The sequence below is a fragment of the Pedobacter hartonius genome (assembly GCF_900107535.1).
In the GTDB taxonomy this organism is placed as follows: domain Bacteria; phylum Bacteroidota; class Bacteroidia; order Sphingobacteriales; family Sphingobacteriaceae; genus Pedobacter; species Pedobacter hartonius.
Genome location: NZ_FNRA01000005.1, coordinates 38,012 through 58,735, shown reverse-complemented (window position 1 = coordinate 58,735; position 20,724 = coordinate 38,012). Strand labels below are relative to the sequence as shown.

At 44.0% G+C, this 20,724-nt stretch carries 16 protein-coding genes; 5 read left to right on the top strand and 11 right to left on the bottom strand.

All coding sequences use genetic code 11. The features are described from left to right. Nucleotides 1–12 precede the first annotated feature (12 nt). From BLW16_RS10600 to BLW16_RS10590, 3 genes are read right to left on the bottom strand one after another with little or no spacing between them, the layout of a single operon-like run. Nucleotides 13–633 (bottom strand): DUF5683 domain-containing protein, encoded by a 621-nt coding sequence (locus tag BLW16_RS10600; RefSeq protein WP_090556565.1) that lies wholly within the window; start codon nt 631–633, stop codon nt 13–15. After that, nucleotides 633–1,550, bottom strand: a complete 918-nt coding sequence (locus BLW16_RS10595) for a ParB/RepB/Spo0J family partition protein (RefSeq protein WP_090556564.1) — start codon at nt 1,548–1,550, stop codon at nt 633–635. The genes BLW16_RS10600 and BLW16_RS10595 overlap by 1 nt, the downstream gene beginning before the upstream one ends. Nucleotides 1,551–1,560: 10 nt before the next feature. Next, nucleotides 1,561–2,367 (bottom strand): ParA family protein, encoded by an 807-nt coding sequence (locus BLW16_RS10590; protein ID WP_090556563.1) that lies wholly within the window; start codon nt 2,365–2,367, stop codon nt 1,561–1,563. Nucleotides 2,368–2,548: 181 nt separating this feature from the next. Between BLW16_RS10590 and BLW16_RS10585 the strand changes: the two genes are divergently transcribed. After that, complete coding sequence (locus tag BLW16_RS10585; RefSeq protein WP_090556562.1) at nt 2,549–3,070, top strand: NADPH-dependent FMN reductase; 522 nt, start codon at nt 2,549–2,551, stop codon at nt 3,068–3,070. Here BLW16_RS10585 and BLW16_RS10580 read toward each other — a convergent pair. Continuing rightward, complete coding sequence (locus BLW16_RS10580; RefSeq protein WP_090556561.1) at nt 3,067–3,522, bottom strand: hypothetical protein; 456 nt, start codon at nt 3,520–3,522, stop codon at nt 3,067–3,069. The two genes, BLW16_RS10585 and BLW16_RS10580, sit on opposite strands and share 4 nt — an antisense overlap. A gap of 44 nt (nt 3,523–3,566) precedes the next feature. On the opposite strand from BLW16_RS10580, the gene BLW16_RS10575 reads away from it, so the two are divergent. Continuing rightward, a complete protein-coding gene (locus tag BLW16_RS10575) occupies nt 3,567–5,198 on the top strand; it encodes an ABC transporter substrate-binding protein (RefSeq protein WP_090556560.1) in 1,632 nt (543 codons plus the stop codon). Between the two features lie 207 nt (nt 5,199–5,405). Here BLW16_RS10575 and BLW16_RS10570 read toward each other — a convergent pair whose 3' ends face one another. The 6 genes from BLW16_RS10570 to BLW16_RS10545 all read right to left on the bottom strand — a co-directional run bounded on the left by BLW16_RS10570 (nt 5,406) and on the right by BLW16_RS10545 (nt 14,436). Then, nucleotides 5,406–7,823, bottom strand: coding sequence for a TonB-dependent receptor (locus BLW16_RS10570; protein ID WP_090556559.1), 2,418 nt, complete (start codon nt 7,821–7,823; stop codon nt 5,406–5,408). A gap of 216 nt (nt 7,824–8,039) precedes the next feature. Continuing rightward, nucleotides 8,040–10,592, bottom strand: coding sequence for a phosphocholine-specific phospholipase C (locus tag BLW16_RS10565; RefSeq protein WP_090556558.1), 2,553 nt, complete (start codon nt 10,590–10,592; stop codon nt 8,040–8,042). A 40-nt stretch (nt 10,593–10,632) separates the two neighbouring features. Next, complete coding sequence (locus tag BLW16_RS10560; RefSeq protein WP_090556557.1) at nt 10,633–11,772, bottom strand: TIGR03364 family FAD-dependent oxidoreductase; 1,140 nt, start codon at nt 11,770–11,772, stop codon at nt 10,633–10,635. Next, complete coding sequence (locus BLW16_RS10555; protein WP_090556556.1) at nt 11,769–13,079, bottom strand: DUF5690 family protein; 1,311 nt, start codon at nt 13,077–13,079, stop codon at nt 11,769–11,771. The genes BLW16_RS10560 and BLW16_RS10555 overlap by 4 nt, the downstream gene beginning before the upstream one ends. Nucleotides 13,080–13,083: 4 nt before the next feature. Continuing rightward, entirely contained in the window at nt 13,084–13,770 is a 687-nt protein-coding gene (locus tag BLW16_RS10550) for an HAD hydrolase-like protein (RefSeq protein ID WP_090556555.1), read from the bottom strand. An 87-nt stretch (nt 13,771–13,857) separates the two neighbouring features. Beyond that, the gene (locus BLW16_RS10545; protein ID WP_090556554.1) at nt 13,858–14,436 is read right to left on the bottom strand and encodes a helix-turn-helix domain-containing protein; all 579 of its coding nucleotides are present in this window, start codon (nt 14,434–14,436) and stop codon (nt 13,858–13,860) included. A gap of 205 nt (nt 14,437–14,641) precedes the next feature. On the opposite strand from BLW16_RS10545, the gene BLW16_RS10540 reads away from it, so the two are divergent. From BLW16_RS10540 to BLW16_RS10530, 3 genes are all read left to right on the top strand, one after another. Then, nucleotides 14,642–15,223, top strand: a complete 582-nt coding sequence (locus tag BLW16_RS10540; protein WP_090556553.1) for a phosphonate degradation HD-domain oxygenase — start codon at nt 14,642–14,644, stop codon at nt 15,221–15,223. Between the two features lie 250 nt (nt 15,224–15,473). Next, nucleotides 15,474–18,695 (top strand): SusC/RagA family TonB-linked outer membrane protein, encoded by a 3,222-nt coding sequence (locus tag BLW16_RS10535; protein WP_245735216.1) that lies wholly within the window; start codon nt 15,474–15,476, stop codon nt 18,693–18,695. A gap of 5 nt (nt 18,696–18,700) precedes the next feature. Continuing rightward, nucleotides 18,701–20,299, top strand: a complete 1,599-nt coding sequence (locus BLW16_RS10530; protein WP_090556551.1) for a SusD/RagB family nutrient-binding outer membrane lipoprotein — start codon at nt 18,701–18,703, stop codon at nt 20,297–20,299. Nucleotides 20,300–20,538: 239 nt separating this feature from the next. Here BLW16_RS10530 and BLW16_RS24020 read toward each other — a convergent pair whose 3' ends face one another. Beyond that, entirely contained in the window at nt 20,539–20,703 is a 165-nt protein-coding gene (locus BLW16_RS24020) for a HepT-like ribonuclease domain-containing protein (protein WP_090556550.1), read from the bottom strand. Nucleotides 20,704–20,724 lie beyond the last annotated feature (21 nt).

Below are 20,724 nucleotides of genomic sequence, written 5' to 3'. Positions count from 1 at the left end.
TACATACTGTGTTTATAGCCTGAAGGCAATCTTTAATCCCGGAGCAGAGGCGTTATACCCGTATCTCATATCTGAACTGATGATTGTAGGAGAAAGTTTCATCGTTAGATTGTCGCCAACATCAAAATACTTCAGGCGGGCGTCTACATAAGCTTCGATGATGTTTACCGCATACAAAGCTACAAATGAAAACATAACCACCTCCCTGTTTCTCCGGTAGATATCTTTGGCCGTAATCAGTCCTGAAGTTTGTGTGTACCTTGCCAGCGGGCTGCCCGGGGGAGACTGGTCATTGTTGGCTTTCCTGTATTGAATTTCCTTCAGGAAGGTGTGATAGTCCCGGTTGTTTTGTATATAGGATAAAGCCAATAATGTTCCACCGGTATAAATGGCCGCTATTTTAACCCCGCGGTAAATGGTCAGTCCATTGCCGAACTGTCCCCATCCCGGGATCATGGCAGAGCGGATCGCTGCCTTTCTGGCTGCGATCTTACCCAGGTTCACATACTTTGCGGTATCAGATCTTTCAGGAGTACGTGCAAGACTGTCGCCTTTTACAGTAAAGTGGTCCTGCCCCCTAACTACAATTGCGGTGCAGCACAACAGAACCGATAATAATAAGATTTTTGACATTACCAGTCTAATAATTCTAATATTCTGCTGAGGTCATCGTCAGAAACAAAAGGGATCTCAATAGCACCTTTGCCATTTTCTCCCACCTTTAGTTTCACCTTGGTGGCAAACCTTGAGGCCAGGTCCCTTTGCAGCTTCTGGTACTCGAAGGAAACACCCACCGGCTGTTTGGTTGCCTTTGGTTTGATCTGAAGGCTGTTGATGCTTCTCACCAGCTCTTCCACCTTACGTACGGAAAGGCCTTTGTCAATGATCTCCTGGTGGATGAACAGCTGTTTTGCAGGTTCTTCCACATTGATCAGCGCACGCGCATGGCCCATAGATATTTTCTGGTCCCTGATGGAGATCTGTATTGCAGGAGGTAATTTGAGCAGGCGCAGGTAGTTGGTCACCGTAGAACGGTTTTTCCCTACGCGTTCGCTGAGTTGTTCCTGCTTGAGGTTGCATTCTTCCAGCATTCGCTGAAAACTTAAAGCTACTTCTATTGCGTTCAGATTTTCACGCTGAATATTTTCAATCAGTGCCATTTCCAGCATCTGCTGGTCATTTGCCTGGCGGACATAAGCCGGAATTTCGGTCAGCCCTGCTAATTTAGACGCTCTTAACCGCCGCTCACCTGAAATCAGCTGGTATTTTCCTCCATCGGCACCGCGTACGGTAATTGGCTGGATTAAACCCTGAATCCGGATGGAGTCAGCCAGCTCATTTAAGGCTACCTGGTCAAATTCCGTTCTTGGCTGATAGGGATTGGTGGCAATATCACTGATCTTTATCGTGCCTATATGATTTGGCTGAGCCCTCTGTTCAGTTTCACTGACCGGGTTCATCGCATTTTTAGGCGGATGTACCGAATCAGAGTCATCCAAAAGCGCACTTAACCCCCTGCCTAAACCTGTTTTTCGCTGAAAAGATGTCATTAAATTATATTTAAATAGTAGTTGCTGAAGTCACACCCTGGGTTTCTTTAACCAATCCGTTTTTACGGACGATCTCCCGGGCAAGATTCAGATAATTAATTGCACCCTTACAATTGGCATCATGCATGATCACAGACACGCCATAACTGGGTGCTTCGCTCAAACGTGTATTCCGCTGTATAATCGTATCAAATACAAGGTCCTGAAAATGCGTTCTTACTTCTTCTACAACCTGGTTAGATAAACGTAAACGTACATCGTACATCGTAAGTAAAATCCCTTCGATCTCCAGCTCAGGATTTAACCTGTTCTGTACAATCTTTATGGTGTTCAGCAGTTTGCCTAAACCTTCCAATGCAAAGTATTCACACTGTACCGGAATAATCACAGAGTCTGCCGCTGTCAGCGCATTGATGGTGATCAGGCCCAGTGACGGGGAACAGTCAATAATGATAAAATCATACTGGTCTTTGATCTTCTCCAGAACAGCTTTCATTTTATATTCCCTGTTTGTCAGGTTGATCATCTCAATTTCGGCACCTACGAGGTCGATATGGGCGGGCAAAAGGTCCAGGTTAGGGGTTTCCGTCTTCTGGATTGCTTCTGAAGGCTCAACATCGTTGATGATACATTCATAAATACTATTCTTGATACTCCTTGGATCAAATCCAATTCCTGAGGTAGAATTGGCCTGAGGATCTGCATCTACTAACAGGGTTCTGTATTCTAATACGGCCAGGCTGGCGGCTAAATTTATAGATGAAGTTGTTTTACCTACACCACCTTTCTGATTTGCCAATGCAATAATTTTACTCATTTATTTTTTTGATAATTACCAATTATTTCCCTGAGAACTTGTGAATTAGATTTCCTTATGTACAAAAACGCTATTTTTTCCTATATTTAGGCGCTTTTTAACAATTAGCTAAGATACAAACTAAATGACAATATTAGTGTTAAACACATAAGTGTTTTAAACATCTTATTAACAATATCACATGGTTACCATCATTTCCGGAACAAACCGACCTGGAAGCAATACGCTCAAAGTCGCAAAATATTATCAGGATGCACTTGCTGAAAAAGGACAGGAGGCTAACCTATTGAATCTGATGGACCTTCCGGAAAATTTTATTCAAACCGATATGTTTGGAAAAAGATCGGAAGCCTTTGCGAAAATCCTCGGCATGATGGAACGTTCAGCAAAATTCATTTTTATCATTCCTGAGTACAACGGTAGTTTTCCGGGTGTTTTGAAAGCTTTTATTGACGCCTGTGATTTTCCCGGAAGTTTTTATGATAAGAAAGCCTGCCTGGTAGGGATATCCGGAGGTAAGTATGGCAATATCAGGGGTATAGATCATTTTGTTGGGGTTTGCGGGTATCTCCATATGAACGTATTGCCCCTGCGTTTACACATTCCCGCAATTAAAACAGAGCTCGACGAACACAACGCTTTCTTTAAAGAGGATACCCTGAAATTTACCGGGGAACAGCTGGATAAATTTATAGCCTTTTAAACACCAAATCCCGTCCAGGTCTTTCCTTCATTTCCAAATACAAAGTAACCGGGATACAGTATTTCTGCCATGTCTTCCATCGAAGACACAAAAGATTCGGGATCGCTCAGAAAAGCAGAAGCATCCTCCATCAGGTAAACCCTGTTGTATTCTACCGCTGGCCATTCATCCTCCAGCAAGGCAGGTACAGCACCCATCAGGTCCATGATACTGAGCTGTGTTTCATGGTAGATCAACACCTTCGCCTGCATAGGATCAGTTTGAATCTCGCCGCCTGCCGCCTCTATCAGCATATTTAAAACCGGATTATTTATATTCTCATTATCCAGACAGCATACCGGCACTTTGTCCATAAATTTAATCTTATGCAGAATGATATCTACGCGCTCCTGCAGGATCTCACGCAGCGTTTCATCTTCAACATTATTTATAACTGCATTTAAAAAAGACATAGGATTAATTTATTACTTTGTGCAAAAATAGTATTCCTGAACTGATGCCCCGAATTATAAAAAATATTTTTTACGCTTTGTGTGTAATTGCGCTATGCAGCTGCAGCCCATCAGCAGAGGACAACGGCAAAAAGGTGTTTAACCTCAACCTTGATCAGAACCTGACCTCAATGGACCCCGCCTTTGCCCGCAACCAGTACGCGATATGGATGATCAACCAGATCTTCAACGGGTTGGTACAGATAGATAGTGCACTGAATACCGTCCCCGCTATAGCGAAGTCATGGGAAGTTTCTCCTGACGGCCTGAGTTATACCTTTCACCTCCGCAATGATATCTCCTTTCAGGATGATCCGCTTTTTAAAAACGGAAAAGGGCGGAAAGTAGTAGCGTCCGACTTTGTATACAGCTTTAACAGACTGATCGATCCCAAGGTAGGCTCTTCAGGAGGCTGGATATTCAGTGATAAAGTAAAAGACATTCACAATTTCGTGGCACTGAATGACACCACTTTCAAAATCAATCTGACCAAGCCCTTCCCTGCTTTCCTTAACCTGCTCTGCACACAGTACTGTATGGTGGTTCCGCGGGAAGTAGTAGAACATTACGGAAAGGATTTCAGAAGCCATCCGGTAGGCACCGGCCCCTTCCGGTTTAAATACTGGAAAGAAGATGAGATCCTGGTACTGCTGAAGAATGAGCACTACTGGGAAAAAGAAGGCAACGTCAGACTGCCTTACCTGGATGCCGTAAAAGTTACTTTCATCAGCGACAAACAAAGTGCCTTTATGAATTTCATTAAACAGGACCTGGATTACTTCAACAGCGTTGACGGCAGCTACAGGGACGATATTCTAACCAAAAGCGGCAACATGACCAGCAAGTATAAAGGCAAGTTCCAGCTGATCAAGGCACCCTATCTGAGTACAGAGTACGTTGGCATACTGGTAGACACCTCCAAATCGATGGTGAGGGAATCTCCGCTGAGGTTCAAAAAAGTAAGGCAGGCAATTAACTATGGCATCGATAAAGCAAAGCTGGTTAAATACCTGAGAAACGGCATTGGTATTCCGGCCACCTCAGGATTTGTACCCAGCGGTATGCCCGGGTTTGACAGCACGCTGGTAAAGGGTTATCATTACGACCCGGTAAAAGCAGCGCGACTACTTGCGGAAGCCGGTTATCCGAATGGAAGGGAAATGCCCGAAGTGACACTGACCACCTCTACCTCTTACAAAGACCTGATCGAATTTATCCAGGGTGAGCTCAATGCCCTGGGGATGAAAGTGAAAGTAGATGTGAGGCCAAGTGCCAGCCTGCGCGAACTAATGGCAAAAAATGAGGTTAACTTTTTCAGAGGTTCATGGATAGCAGATTACCCTGATGCAGAGAACTATCTTTCTGTATTTTATTCGAAGAACAAAGTTCCCTTCGGGCCGAATTACACCGGATATTTCAATAAGGACTTTGATCAGTTATTTGTAGAAAGCTATTATGAGACCGACGCAAAAAAGCGTTATGTGCTGAACCGGCGCATGGACAACATGGTCATCGAAAATGCCTCCGTAGTACCGATCCTGTACGATCAGTCGGTGACAATGCTGCAGAATAATATCAGTGGGTATTCTATCAATCCGCTGAGCTGGATGATCCTGAAACACGTAAAGAAGAAGTAGATTATCTTGTTTCGCTAAAAAAAGGGACATGGCTTGAGAGGATGCCTTTGACACTTGTTTAGAAGATTCCCCGGAAAATCTTTAAAAAATAAGGCCTGCTGTATCAAGGCCTTCTAGCGCCCTTCAGCGCTATACAGCCTTGATACAGCAGGCCTTATTTTTTATTTCAGATGATTCTTAGAACCAAAACAAGCCCCCTAAGCAATCCTACTGCTTCGGCTGCACACCCCCACCCATACCACCGGATCCTTCATCCTGTTTCAGGTCGTCATTGTTGACGCCTTTCTTCTTTTTAGGCTGGGAGAAGGTAACTTTTCCGAACTTATAGCTGAAGTTTACGCCAAAGGAGCGTAGGGGATAATAGATATTCGTAGTCTGCAAAAAGGTAGTGCCTGAATTCTCGGTACGGATGTGCAGGTCCCTGTTGAACGGATTCAGGACGTTGATCCCTACTGTGGCCGTTTTCTTCATGATATCCTTCTTGAACGCACCACCGTAAAAAGCCATTGCGCCTGCAGTACCCTGGAATGTTCTCCTTGTACCGTTGTATACGCCAAAGATTTCGGTGTTCCATCCGCCTTTAAAGGCGATAGCTGAACGGGCGAAAATGCTATAGTTTGCATAGTTCCCCGTGCTGGCGCCCGTCTGGGCATTCTTCACATTATAGGTGCTTACACTAAAGTTACCCATGAGGGTCCATTTCGGCAGGGGATTATAGGAACCGAACACATTGGCACCGTAGGACTTATTGTTACCCACATTAGAATAAGTGGTGAGTTTCTGATCCGGCAGGTAGATGCTTTCGATCACATCCATTGTAGAGCGGTAGAATATGGAAGCGTTGATTACTGAACCCTTGATAAAGGTAGAATATCCCAGTTCAACAAGATCGGTTAACTCAGGACTCAGACCGGGATTTCCCTGTGACTGGTTCTGCGGATCGGTCCGGTTCAGGAAAGGATTCAGGAAGTTCAGGCTTGGCCTTTGCATACGCCTGTTGTAACTCAGCTTTAAAGTAGAGTTGCCCTTCATCTTTTTAGAAATGATTGCACTTGGAAACAGGTTAAAATAATCGTTATTGAAATTCAGATCCGAACCGGAAACCCCGCTGATGTCAGTATATTCTGCACGCAGACCGCCTTTCACGTCGATGGTTTTGGCAAGTTTAAAGCTCAGTACACCATAGGCGGCACCTACATCCTGGTTATAGTCAAAATCCTGATCACTGCTCTGGTATGTACTTTTGATCGTCCTGAAGATCCCTTTCAGCCCGGTTTCAAGAATTACGCTTTTATTAAACGGATAAGTATAATCTGTCTGCAAAGTGTATTCATTGTTTTTACCTGTATTATCACCGTTAACCGGCAGGGTATTTACACCATCAGGGAATGCGTTATAGGTACTGAAGTCTGTTGTATTTCTACCAAAACTTGCCTGTCCGGAAATACTGAATTCCTCTCCTTCCTTTTTAGAAGTTCTTCTGTAATCTGCACTCCAGTCCAGGTTTTTAAAGCTTACATTATTGTCAGACAAACGGCTGTAATATGACGTAGAATCCCTTATGCGGTTAATTACACCTACACTACCGTCTGAGCCTGTGCTGAAGTCATTGTACTTGATGTTGGTAGAAAGACTATTGTATCCGTTGATATCATAATCCAGGCCTATACTTCCATTATATCCATATCTCTTGGCCCTTGTGTAGCCGTCCTGCAGCAGGGAAGTATTGCTTGTATAGTTATCGTTCAGCAGGACAACCTTTGTATCCTGAGGTATAGCATATTGCCCTCCGAAATTACTGCTGATCCCTAAACGGCCGTTTTTTGCATTTAAACTGAAATTGCCGTTATTCTGACGTGTGCCTGCGGAGAGCGCTGCATTTCCGTTGATACCTTGTGCGGTTTTCTTTTTCGTGATGATATTGATGATACCGCCGGCACCCTCTGCATCATACTTTGCGGATGGGCTGGTGATGACCTCGATACTTTTGATCTCCTCGGCGGGGATCATTTTCAGCGCGTCAGACACACTGTTAGACATGGTTCCTGACGGTTTACCGTTGATCAGCACCCGTACTGCACTTCCCCGCAGCGTAGGGTTACCATCAATATCCACAGAAACCATCGGCACCTTACGCATCACATCACTTGCATTTCCTCCGGCAGTGGTCACGTCCTGTTCCGCATTGTAAACCACTTTATCGATCTTAGTCTCTATCATCGGCGTTTTACCTACAATGGCCACCTCTTTGAGATCACTCTGTGTACCTGAGATATAGATCGTTCCAGCATTCAGATCGGGCTTTTCCTGGCTTGTTTTTAATAGCACTGTTTTGTTTCTGTAGCCCATAAAGCCAATGGACAGTTTATATTGATCCGGGGCAACATTCTGCAGCACCACTTTTCCTTTTGCGTCGGTAACCGCCCCGTTTACAGATTTATTGTCTTTTACGCGGATAAGGGATACGGTAGCATAATCAATTGGGGTTCTTGTAGCAGAGTCGGCAATTAAAGCCGTTATCCGCCCTGTTATCGTCACTTTTTGTCCCCCGCCACCCAGGCCGAACTGCGCCTTTGTTTCCTGCATCAAAGCGATGAGCATAAATAATAGTAATAATCGTTTCATTTAGGTAATTGTTAATAGTTTCCGTCTGATTTCTCTGCAAATTTAAATTTGTTACGCTACATAAAAATTGTTTTTTTGCCGCCGGAAGAAAAAAACCGGCGAAAAGTGGAAATCTGCCGGTAAAAAAGCCCTGACTTCATTCATCAGGGCAAAAAATAAAACTATTTCACAAAGATTATACTATTCAAAGCAAACTTATTGAAGCCGTAGCGCCGATTATACTATTGTTCTGCCCATAAAAGGATCACTAAAACTTGTTTTACCCGTTTCAATGCGGCCGGCATATCTTTTGGTAAAGTGATCGTAACCTTTTATTTTGACACTGAAATCATACCATCCATAGCTGCTTTCCAGGTTCAGAATAATACTTGTGGTCAGGGATGCCTTTGCTGTTTTATGGTGATTGTTAATTTTATAGCTATGGTCAATAATTTCAACCTGATAATCGTCAGGGTATAAATTGGCTATTTTTACTTCTAGGTTTCCTGTAAGGGTACCCTTTCTGACAGGGTTATGCTGGTAACGTACACTAATATTTGCCAGGGGATCATTTACATCGCCCATAAACTCGCGGTAAAAACCATTAGGTCCGTATACCCGCAAGTGATAAATGTCCTTTTCAAATTCAGCAAGCGGCCATTGGTCATTTAGCCTGTCGCCCGCTTTCAGTCCGTAAGCCCATGTCCTTACTTCATCCAAAACACCCGGATGATTGATATTCATGTATTTCCCGGGAGCATAAACGTTAAAGGGTGCACCTGCAGTTCGCTTGCCAAAGACCTCATCTTTATTTTCAAAAGTGATCTCAAATGATTTTTTATCAGCACTCAGCCTGCCTTCAACATATAGCTGATAGGGCAGCGCATTTGCAGGGCGGATTCCTGGTTCCTGTCTTGCCATATATGGAGAACTTTGAGGATCACGGTTGAGCTGTGCGATTTCCTCTGCTGTCAGTAGTTTAAAATCAGAAGGTATTTTTTTGAATTTGGCTTTATGGATCTCTTCCAGAAAATCGTTTTTAACGACGGGCTCAGGGTTAACCATTTTTTCGTTGCCATCGGGCCTGAATACAGAGCTCAGATCGCCGCAAATCGTACGGCGCCATTCGCTGATATTAGGTTCCTCTATTTTTTTACCCGTTTTTTTTGATAAGAACTTCTCCAGGAACTGTAATGTAGACGTATGATCGAACACCTCAGAATTCACGTAGCCACCACGGCTCCATGGCGAAGCGATGATCATAGGCACCCTGTATCCAAGTCCGATTGCGCATTCACGGTCATATTTCACTGGAAAATCTTTCCTGGCAAGCTCCTGTTCCAGGGTAACATACTCTACCCGTGTGTCTATTCCCGCTGAAACTTTACCTGTACCCTTTTTATGAGAATGAGGCGCTACGAAAGGGGGCACATGATCAAAATAGCCGTCATTCTCGTCATAGGTCACGATAAAGATTGTCTTCTTCCACACTTCAGGGTTCTTCGTCAGGATGTCCATTACCTCGGAAATATACCATGCACCATACCAGGGAGCACCCGGATGGTCTGAGAAGTTTTCAGGGGCTACGATCCATGAAACCGCTGGCAGATGCCCGGTCTTCACATCGTCTCTGAACTGATAAAGCACATCGCCTCTGGGCACTTTCATGCTGCGTGGGATGCCGTTATCATTGTAAGCAAGATCAGTCAGCAAATGGTAGTTGGCATCTTTCTTATTGGTATCAAAAGCCTTTAAATGTATATTCTGCTGATGTTGGGGAAGCCGGTCAAATTGCCCAGGTTCCAATAAAGTTTCTTTATTTTTATAGTCCAGCAGCTTTTCGTTTAGCTGTTTTTTCAAAGGCTCAGCCTGTGCATCTCCGGCCGGCAGTGCGGCAAGCTGTTTTTTCAGTGTTACAATATCGGCCACCAGGACGGGAAGGCGTCTTTTGATCTGCTCCAGGTGCTGGGGATGCAGATCGGCATGGTATTGCGAGAAAAATTCGAGTGGGTTATCCGTAAAATTTGACAGCCATGCATCTTCTTCACCTCGAAGGCCTACATCAATACTCAGTTCATTCTGGTAACACTTCCAGCTGATTCCGCTTTCTTCCAGTCTTTCCGGGAAGGTCTTCCAGTTTAAAGTACCGAAATCTGCATCGTCGTTCCATACATGGGCTTTTGAATTTTCATTTTGCTCTTCGCGAATGGTGCCAGACCACAGGAAAAGGCGGTTTGGGGTAGTCCCGGTCAATGCAGAACAAAAATTCTGGTCGCACACCGTAAAGGCATCGGCCATGGCATAATAAAAAGGGATATCATCCCTCGTATGGTACCCCAGTGTGAGCGGCATCTTGGCGTAAGCCGGAGTGCCGGACTGCTTTACATTCAGCCACTGGTCATATTTACCGTCATTACGCGCATTTACCTGGTTATTCCAGCTGTGGGGCAATGAATTCATCCAGGTGGATTTAGTATCTTTAATATTCAGGCGGAATGGGGCATAGGTTTCGCCCGCGGCGTTGCTTTGCATCCATACCTTGTTTTTATTGGGCAGGTCAATTGCACGGGGATCATTAAAGCCCCTCACTCCTTTGAGTGTGCCAAAACAATGGTCAAAAGAACGGTTTTCCTGTATCAGGATCACCACGTGTTCCGCGTCCATATAGGTACTTCCCACCTTTGGGTCAATAGCCATTGCTTTTAATATCGAGGCGGGCAAAACGCTGTACAGGCCTGCCGCTCCGGATAAAAGTGCTGCCTTTTTTATAAATTCTCTTCTGTTGTCCATAAAGCGAAAAATAAATGTATGGTATGAATAGGAGATGAATTTATGATAAAATATTTGTACGACCTTCAATTATTTGCTCACACAAACCAAAAGATAGGGTCATTCCATTTCCGCCAAGGCCATTGATGATCATCACTCCGGCTTCGGCCTCGAGGATAAACTCAGTTTGTCCGTTTGGCATCTTCGGATAGCTGCCGTTCCAGGTCTGGATCAGTTTGTTGCTCTTTAAAGTGGTAAAAGTCTGAAGGTAATCCAGGATCATCCGGTTAATAAAATCTTTATCGAAAGGATCCTGCACCAGGCCATATTCATGTGAATCACCCACGGTAAGTTCACCCGTATGGTTTTGTGATATCATTACATGCACCCCCCATTTCAGATATTCTGCGTATTGCTGTTCATACCGTTTCCGTAAGGCCGGTAGAGAAGGAGCCGATTGAAAGCCGGGATAATGGATCATTGACAAACCGCCGCAGAGCGAAGGCCCGATCCGCCAGCCATCGGGCTGTGCTTCCAGCCGCATCATCTGCAATTTACACTTGGTGATAGCCGCAGCGCTGAACAATTCCGGGTACAGAGTTTCAAATTCAGCCCCGCTGCAGACAAAAATTTCGTCCGCTTCCCAGCGCTGCCGGCCCGAGATCACTGCAGGATGGCGGATCTGGCTGATGGCCGTATTCCAGTGAAATTTTACTCCATATTTTCCGCTCAGATAGTCTGCTACCTGATGTATGGCTGCACGGGCTTCCACGATCATTTCCGTTCCACTCCACAAGGCGCCTTTCAATCCATCAGGGTTTACTGCAGGTGATCTTTGTAAAGTCTGCTCAGCTGAAAGCAGGCTGCAGTCACGAATTGACCGGTTTGCTTCTGCATATTCGGTCATCACCTGAAATTCATCATCATGATACGCGATATGCAAGGAACCTACTTCATCATGCCAGATGCCTGCCTCTGAGCAGATTGCTTTCCAGATTCCCCTGGAAAGCATTGCACGTTCAAATAACGGGCCTGTTGGCTGTCCGATAGGCCAGACCATGCCGAAATTACGGATCGAAGCGCCCACAGCCCGTTCATTACGCTCAAAAACAGTTACTTCGTAACCTCTGACCGCCAATGCCCTTGCGGTAGCCAGCCCTACTATGCCTGCGCCAATAACTATGGCTGATCGTTTACTCATGCAGTATATAAATTAAGTTTACGCTTTTCTTTTTGTTCTTTATTTGCTGTTTGTAAAAAGTAAAGCAGCGACAGTATTGCTCCAATCCCCCCGACGACCGATAATAGCAGCAGGCCATGTTTAAAAAACTGACCCCAGCTGATTCCCGGTTTTACCACTTCTTTGATCAGCAAAATACTGATACTGCCAAGATATCCCATGGCATCGGCTACATACATCACAAAACCTACATTACTTTTATAGTTGAAGGAAGCGATCATGCGTTCAAAAAAGATCGCATTGTATGGCACATATCCTAAATATAACCCTAAACCGGCCATAGTCATCCAGCTGATCGGGTCAATGAGCTTAAGGTTGAACAATACTGTAGCAATCCCTGCCAGTATACAGCCGCCAATGATCATGATGTGAATCAGGCTGAAAGCAAGCAGGTTCTTTCTGACCAGGACCAGCAGGCTCATTGCCGTTAAAACAATAATAGATATGATCGTATCAATATGCGTATAGATGTTATTGCTTTTGATGCCCAGTCCTGCCCAGATCTCTACTTCAAAGTTATCCCTGATATCGCGCATCATGGTAAGCATCACATAAATGATCACGGTCAGGGTAATGCCGGGAAGAAAGCGGATTAAGAACGCCTTCCTTTCTTCAGCAGACATTGGCGCACGTTCTGCCCTCAGCTGCTTATCCTCTGTCCTGGGCGGAGGCATCAGCTCCATACAAAACACAAACAGTAACAAAGGAATAACAAATAGTGCACCTGTACAAAAGGGCATAAAATATTCATTGATATGGAATCCGTCTATCAGCGTACGCCCGGCCGTTTTCACAAAACCTGAGGCAAAAATCAGGCTGATAGACATGACAGACGCCATAAACTCTGTATACTTCCGGCCTTCGAGATAGCCAAAAACCAATCCCCAGATCATGCCAAGAGGAAAGCCATTGACAAAAAGCATGGAGATATTATAAGGTGCGGGAATCAGCGCAAAGCCAAGCAGGGCAAGCCAGGAGATACCAATCAGCACCAGGATGCTTTTTGCCCTGTTTGCAGGCCTGACCTCTGCAATGAAACGGATCCCATAAAACTTACTGATGGTATACCCTAAAACCTGTGCAATAACCAGCCATACTTTATAGTCAATATGAAAATACTGCTGCCCGCCGTAGATGCCTGCAGAAAATGCTCTACGGAAGGCATACATGCAGGTATAGGTTCCGAACGCGGCAAATGCGGTCATGACGGAATGCAAACCATATGGCCATTTGGCCACTCTGGCTTTAAGATGGCTGAGGACCTGCATAACCTTAGCTTTTGATAATATCGAGAACCTCTGCTATATTGTCAATGATATGGGTTGGGTGATAAGGCTCCAGCTGAGCCCTGCTGAATGCCCCGGTAGTTACCCCGATCACAAACCGGCAGCCCGTATTCTGCCCTTCACGGATATCTACTTCGGTATCCCCCACCTTCACTACATCGTTGGCATCATTGATATTTCCTTCTTCCATCATCTTCCCGATCATGAATGGAAACGGACGCCCCTGTTTCACCTCATCAGAGCCAACGAGGTAATTGATCAGGTTCTTTTCACGCCATTGCAGCCGGTTTACAATGGCTTCAGCAATATTGCGGGAAAAACCTGTATTGATCCCCACCTGAATTCCCTTCTTCTGCAGCGCAGCAAAGGTTTGCTCTACATTTGGTAAAGATTCAATTCCTTCTGTAAAACAATAGTGATGAATCATCTCACCAACAAAATCCTTGTGGATATCGTGGATTAGATCAGCAGTAATCTTTGAGGCATCGGGCTCATGCGTATTTAACATCATCGTAATCGCCTCATTTTTTTCATAACCCATAATAGGATTAATCAGCTCAAGAGGGATGTTGTACCCATACTTACCTAAGGCCGACTGAAAGGCTTTGCTTACATCATTGTTGTCTTTAACCGTAGTACCGGCAAGATCAAAAACCACTAGTTTGACTGACATATATTGCTTATTTAAATGTTAAGCAATACTAAACTTTGTTTATTAAGCTTAAACTAAGTAAATATTAAGATATGATTAAATATCACCTTAATTCTTTTCTTCAAAAAAATAAACCACCAGCATTCTTGCGGTTTGCCGGCCCAGGTTCTTTGGTGTATGCGGGATCCTGCCATCGAATAACATAGAGTCGCCCTGGTTGAGCACATATTTTTCTCCGTTGAACTGGTACTCTATTTTGCCCTGCAATATATATTTATATTCAAAAGCCTCAGTTTGTACAAGCGGGCGCAGCGCATTAGGTTCTAATTCCAGGATCACAATATCTACAGTAGAGGCGGTAAAGGACTGTGTAAAAACCCGCTGATATAAAAAGCCCTCAGCATGTTCTTTTTCGAAATGATCGTAATCAGCCCTGCGTTTAATGAGCACGGGCGACTGGCTTTCTTTAGACCTGATGTCTTTGAAAAAAGAATTCAGATCAATTTCAAGTGCCTTGATAATATCTATCAATACCATTAACGAAGGGATGGTGCGGCTGTTCTCAATCTGAGAAATCAGGCCCTTACTGACATTTGCCCTCAGAGATAGTTCCTGTACTGTAATATTCATTTCGCGCCTGCGTTCTTTTATCCGGTTACTAATCTGTATCAGTACGTCACTTCTCATTGTCCTTTAATATTTTCTTTTATCAAACGCCGCAAAAATATAAAATAATTCGGCCCATGACAATAATCACGGACTTACTACACCATAAACAGAAAACAACAAACAATTGTAAAACAAGAGGTTAATCTGACCGTGCTCATTATATAGCACTGACATAACAATAACATAACATAGAGAATTTTTCTTTGCTAAAAACAAAAATCATATGCCAGTATCCGCACGTAATGCCCAGATCATTGTGAACGAAATCTTTGCTTTGTATGAAAAGCATGGAGATGAAGACTATATCGGAGAACCTGTATCCCAGTTAGAACATATGTCGCAGGCCGCAGCGCTTGCCTCCGCAGAAGGATATGATGACGAGGTGATACTGGCCGCGTTTTTCCACGACATCGGCCATCTTTGCGCAAGTGATGAGGCAGACAGCATGGACGGTATGGGAGCGGCAGACCATGAAAAACTAGGTGCCGAATATCTTTCCGAAAAAGGATTCTCCGACCGCCTTACCCAACTGGTTCAAAGCCACGTCATCGCTAAACGTTATCTCACCTATAAATTCCCCGAGTATTACGAAAAGCTGTCTGATGCCAGCAAAACTACGTTAAACTTTCAGGGCGGAAGAATGAGTACAGAGGAAGCAGCAGAATTTGAATCTCATCCTGATGCCACTCTCATGATCCAGTTGCGTTACTGGGATGATAAAGCTAAAGAAACCCATCTGGAAGTTAATAACATTACATTCCTCAAACAACTGTCACTAAAACATTTATCCAATACAGAATTTTAATATACAAATTTAACATTAAGCAATTGTAAAATATATATCTGCGGTACATTACCAGAACCCATCCGCTTAACCATTAGGACATGAAATGTTAAGATATACTTAACCTAATCTTAGTTTACAAATAATAAACAAAGTTTAGTATTGCTGCATCAAAAAACTATTTCATTTCTCAAATAAATATAAGCAGATGGGACACATTTACAAACCGTTAAAAACTTTGTTGACTATACTGTTAATTTACATTGCTCCGATGATATCATTCGGACAATCGCAAATAACAGGTACGGTTAATGACGAAACAAATCAGCCCTTACCGGGCATCAGCATTGTACTGAAAGGCACAAACAAAGGAACAACTACCGATGGGAATGGCCGCTTTACAATTTCAGCAGCTCCGGGACAGGTACTGGTCTTCCGCTCCGTCGGATTTGATCCGAAAGAAATGACCATTACAGGCAACACCGCATTGACAGTAAACCTGATCAGCAACAGCAGTCAGCTGAGCGAAGTGGTGGTTACCGCGCTGGGTATAAAAAAAGAAACCCGCCGCATCGGTTATGCTACGCAAACCGTGAAAGGCGGCGACCTGACTACCGCCCGCGATCCGAACCCCATTACCGGATTGATCGGTAAAGTAGCGGGTTTATCAGTTGGTCCTTCTCCTGAATTACTGGGCTCACCGAATGTAAGCCTCAGGGGAAATACCATTTCACTATATGTTGTAGATGGTTTCCCGATCAATACTGATACCTATAACATCAGTCCTGATGACATTGAAAGTTACACCGTTTTAAAAGGCCCTGCGGCTGCAGCCCTCTATGGTAACCGCGCCTCTTACGGAGCAATCCTGATTACTACCAAAAAATCCAATAAAGAAGGTAAAGGACTGGCCGTAGATTTCAACAGCAGTACTGTGATCAACAAAGGGTTCCTGGCCTTTCCAAGGATACAGCATTCTTATGGCGCAGGAGAGAACACTCAATACCAGTTTGTGGATGGTAAAGGCGGGGCACCGGGTGGTGTAGATGCTGATTATGATATCTGGGGACCTTACTTCAATGGTCAGCTGATCCCCCAGTATGACAGCCCTGTAGTAAACGGTGTAAGACAAGGCACTCCATATACCGCAAGGGGTGCAGACAACTTGAAAAACTTTTTAAAAACAGGTTATCAAACCAATAACAATATTTCCCTCTCTTCTACCGGAGATACGTATACAACCCGTTTTTCTGCTTCTCAGCAACATCAGTCGAGCTATATCCCCGAACAATACCTGGATATCGCAAACCTGAATGTGTATGCAGCGTTTACGCCAAGCAAGCGCTGGAAGTTTGAGGCAAACGTAGATTTCAACAGACAAACAACTGATAACTTCCCTGACGTACAATATGGTCCCAATAGTATCATTTATAACCTTGCAATATGGACAGGCGCCGACTGGGATGTGAATGCCCCTGATATTAAAGCAATATGGCAGCCAGGTAAAGAAGGTGTACAATCGCAATTTGCAGAATATACACGTTACCATAACCCCTGGTTACTGGTAAAAGAATGGACCCGAGGACATTATAAGAACGATCTTTACGGATATTTTTCAGGCAACTATAAGATCAATGACAACCTGAATGCAACTTTGCGTTCACAGATTGATACTTATAACATTCTCCGTACCGAGAAACTGCCCTATTCTGCCCACCCTTACGGACGTGAAGGAAACCAGGGAGATTACCGTGAAGACCGCAGAGACCTGTTTGACAACAATACAGAGGTAATGCTGAACTATGATTATACCGTTAAAAAGTTCCTGAACCTGTCCGGTGTACTGGGCGGAAACATGAGGAGCTTCAAATACAACTCAAGCTGGACCTCAACAGATTATTTAAGCGTACCTGAAGTATATACTTTCAGTAACTCTAAAAACGCCATACAGTCTACCAGTTTTAACTCTCAGCTGCGTGTACTGAGTGCTTACTACTCGTTAGATGCAAGTTTCGGAAAATATGCTACGTTATCCAGCACAGGCCGGATAGATAAATCTTCAGCTTTCCAGACACCAACTACCTATTATTACCCGAGTCTGTCACTAGCGACAGTCGTATCTGATTATATTAAACTTCCGGCAGTAATATCTTATTTAAAAGGCCGCGTATCCTATTCAAGTATCAAATCTGATGCTACATCTACTACGATTGGCCCCGCTCCGTACAACTCTATTTCAGTGTTGGGCGGAACAACCTCAGGTGTTGATCCCCTGTTTTATAACCCGCTCGGATACGGAACAACGTATAAATCTCCATACAATGGCCCCGATTATTCTTTGGTAAGTTCATATTCATCTACCAAACCTTATAACAGCCAGCCTGCCGGATACGCCTCTGACTATCTGTTTCAGAATGGAATCAAAACCTCTACACGCTTAAACTATGAAGAAGGTTTTGACATCAAATTCTTAAAAAACCGTTTGGGTTTTAGCGGTACCGCTTTCCAGTATATCGACGGGCCGCAAATATTAGCCAATACGATATCAACAAGTACAGGTTATACTACTGAATATATCAATGCTTTAAAAACCAAGAAAACAGGTTATGAAGGCTCCCTTACCGGAAATCCAATCAGGACTTCAACCGGTTTTAGCTGGGACGTAATGGTTAACATCTCTACCTTTAAAGAAGTTTACAAGGAACTGCCTTCGGGACAGGGTGTTTATAAAACCTTCTTTAAGGAAGGCGACCGCACAGATAAATTATACGGAACTGCATTTGTTAGGACCCAGGATGGGCAGATTATCAATGATGCATCAGGTAAACCACTGATCAATCCGGTGCTGCAAAATCTCGGCAATGAAAATGCAAAGTTTGCCTGGAGCATTTCAAATACCTTCCATTACAAGAGCCTGAGCTTAGGCTTCCAGTTTGACGGATCAGTAGGCGGTGTGATTGTAGATTATGTGCACAATAAAACCCTGCGCGGAGGTAGTAACATTGAGACTGCTGAAGGCGCACTGGGCGCTGCACGCTACCAGGATTGGCTAAACTATGGTAAAGACAACTATAGTGGTTCTTATGTAGGCGAGGGTGTAGTGATCTCTAACGGAAAAGCAATCAATTACAACTCGGCAACTGGTGCAGTACTGAACTATGGCGACCTGCAATATTCGCCCAATACGAAAACATCTCTTGTACAGGGTTATGTAAGTCAGTACTACAATGCTGACGAGGCCAACCTGATGAGCAAAACTTACGCTAAACTGCGCGAAGTAACCCTGGGATATGAACTTCCCAAGAAATACCTGGAGAAGTCATTCATTAAAAAAGCATCTGCTTCTATCTACGGACGGAACCTGCTGTATTTCTACAAAGACAAGAGATTTAAAGATGTGGACCTTGATCAATACAACTACGCCACCAATACTACGGGCTTACAGTCGCCCACAGTACGCAGCTATGGTTTCAATTTAAACCTTTCATTCTAAGATCTATGAAAACAAACATTAAAATATATATACTGCCCCTATTAATTATACTGGCAGCAACAAGTTGCAAAAAGAGTTTTGACGACTTAACAAAAAACAATAACAAGCCTTCTACGGTACCTGCTTCTTTACTTTTTAACGGTATAATGAACAGCATGGCTGATCTTCCGGAGAAACAACCGGAGATTTATGACCAGTACTACCTGTACAACTATGATTACTATGGCAATAACAGATATGATTTTGCCAGCGGGGATGATTATTATTCTGCATTAAAAAATGTAACTGCTATGGAAACTGCAGCAACAAATACCGGTGGCGCAGCTGTCAATCCATATGAAGCAGTAGGTAAGTTTTTCAAAGCCTATTTTTTCAGTAAGATGAGCCTGGAAATGGGAGACATCCCGATGTCACAGGCACTGCAGGGACTGAATACCCTGGAGCCTGTCTATGACACTCAAAAAGCAGTAATGGTGCAGTCACTGGCCTGGCTTGAAAGCGCAAATACCGATATGACACAGCTGATCGCTAACCCCTCGGCAGGCGGTACGGGAGAAGGTGCTGCGCTGAATAACGACATCTTCTATGGCAATGACCTCAGCAAATGGCAGAAAGCTGTTAATGCGCTCAGGTTACGCCTGCTGGTTGAACTGAGCAAAAAAACAGCTGATGCAGATCTGAATATAGCTGCACAATTTGCGTCGGTACTGAACAATCCCGCCAAATATCCATTGATGTCTGGTGTGGATGACAATATGCAGTATACGTATGTTACTCCAAGCAATTTTTACCCTTCAAACCCCAACAACTTTGGGCAGAGCGGTTCCCGTAAAAATATGTCTGCCACTTATGTCAGCCTGCTGACCCAGTTAAAAGACCCAAGGGTTTTTGTTACTGCTGAGCCCTCACGTGATGCAGTAGATGTACTGAAACAGAGTCCTACAGATTTCAATTCATTTATCGGAGCGGACGCCGGACTGGATTTAAGTATCATGTACAATAACGCCGGGCTGCAGAAATATTCATTCATCAACAGAAAGCACTACTATTCAACATTCACCGGTGAGCCTACCATACAAATCGGTTATGCAGAACAGCAATTTAACATTGCAGAAGGAATTAACCGTGGCTGGGCAGCAGGAGATGCATCAACCTATTACAAAGCAGGGATCAAAGCTTCGATGACTGGCTATGGTATACCTGATAATGGCATTTTTATTGCTTATTTCTACCGTCCGGGATCAACGGATGTAACCAAGGCATCGAACTACGACAACTATAGCATCACTGCAAACTTCGATGCTTATTACGCCCAGCCATTGGTTCAATATGCGGCTGGCAGTACAGGCCTGACCAGGATCCTGCAACAGAAATACATTGCCCTTTTCCGCCATTCAGGTCTGGAGTCGTATTTCACTAACCGCAGAACAGGCGTTCCAACTTTCACTACAGGCCCCGGCACGGGTAACGGAACACGTATCGCTACGAGATTCCAATATCCGGTGTCTGAAAGAACATCTAACACAGCGAACTATAATAAGGCTTTACAAAGCCAGTTCGCGGGTAATGACGATATTAACGGCGTCATGTGGATTCTGCAGTAGGTTCCCTTTGGGAGATTTTTTGAGTTAAAATAAGAGTACGCTATCAATGCTGCTTGCTGCTGAAGCGCAGCAAAAGGCCTTGATAGCGTACTCTTTTTTTTTAAAGGGTAATCCTCCTGCAGTACATTCAGGAGATCATCCGGGGATCATCAATTATATAGATGAGTCCAACAGCATTTGCATTTTTTCCTTAAGCTCCGGAAGATCATTCTTAGCAATCTCCCAGACAAGCTGCAAGTTCAGTCCGAATATTCATGAATTGACATATTCCTGAAACCTATTATTGCTCTCCACGGAATATCCGTATGAGCAGACTTCAACTCGTTTGTAATGGCATTACATGCCTCTCCAATAATCTCGATTTGTTCTATAGTTGCAAAACGTTTCTCTGAATTCCCAAAAATTGCTCGATAGTAACATCATAA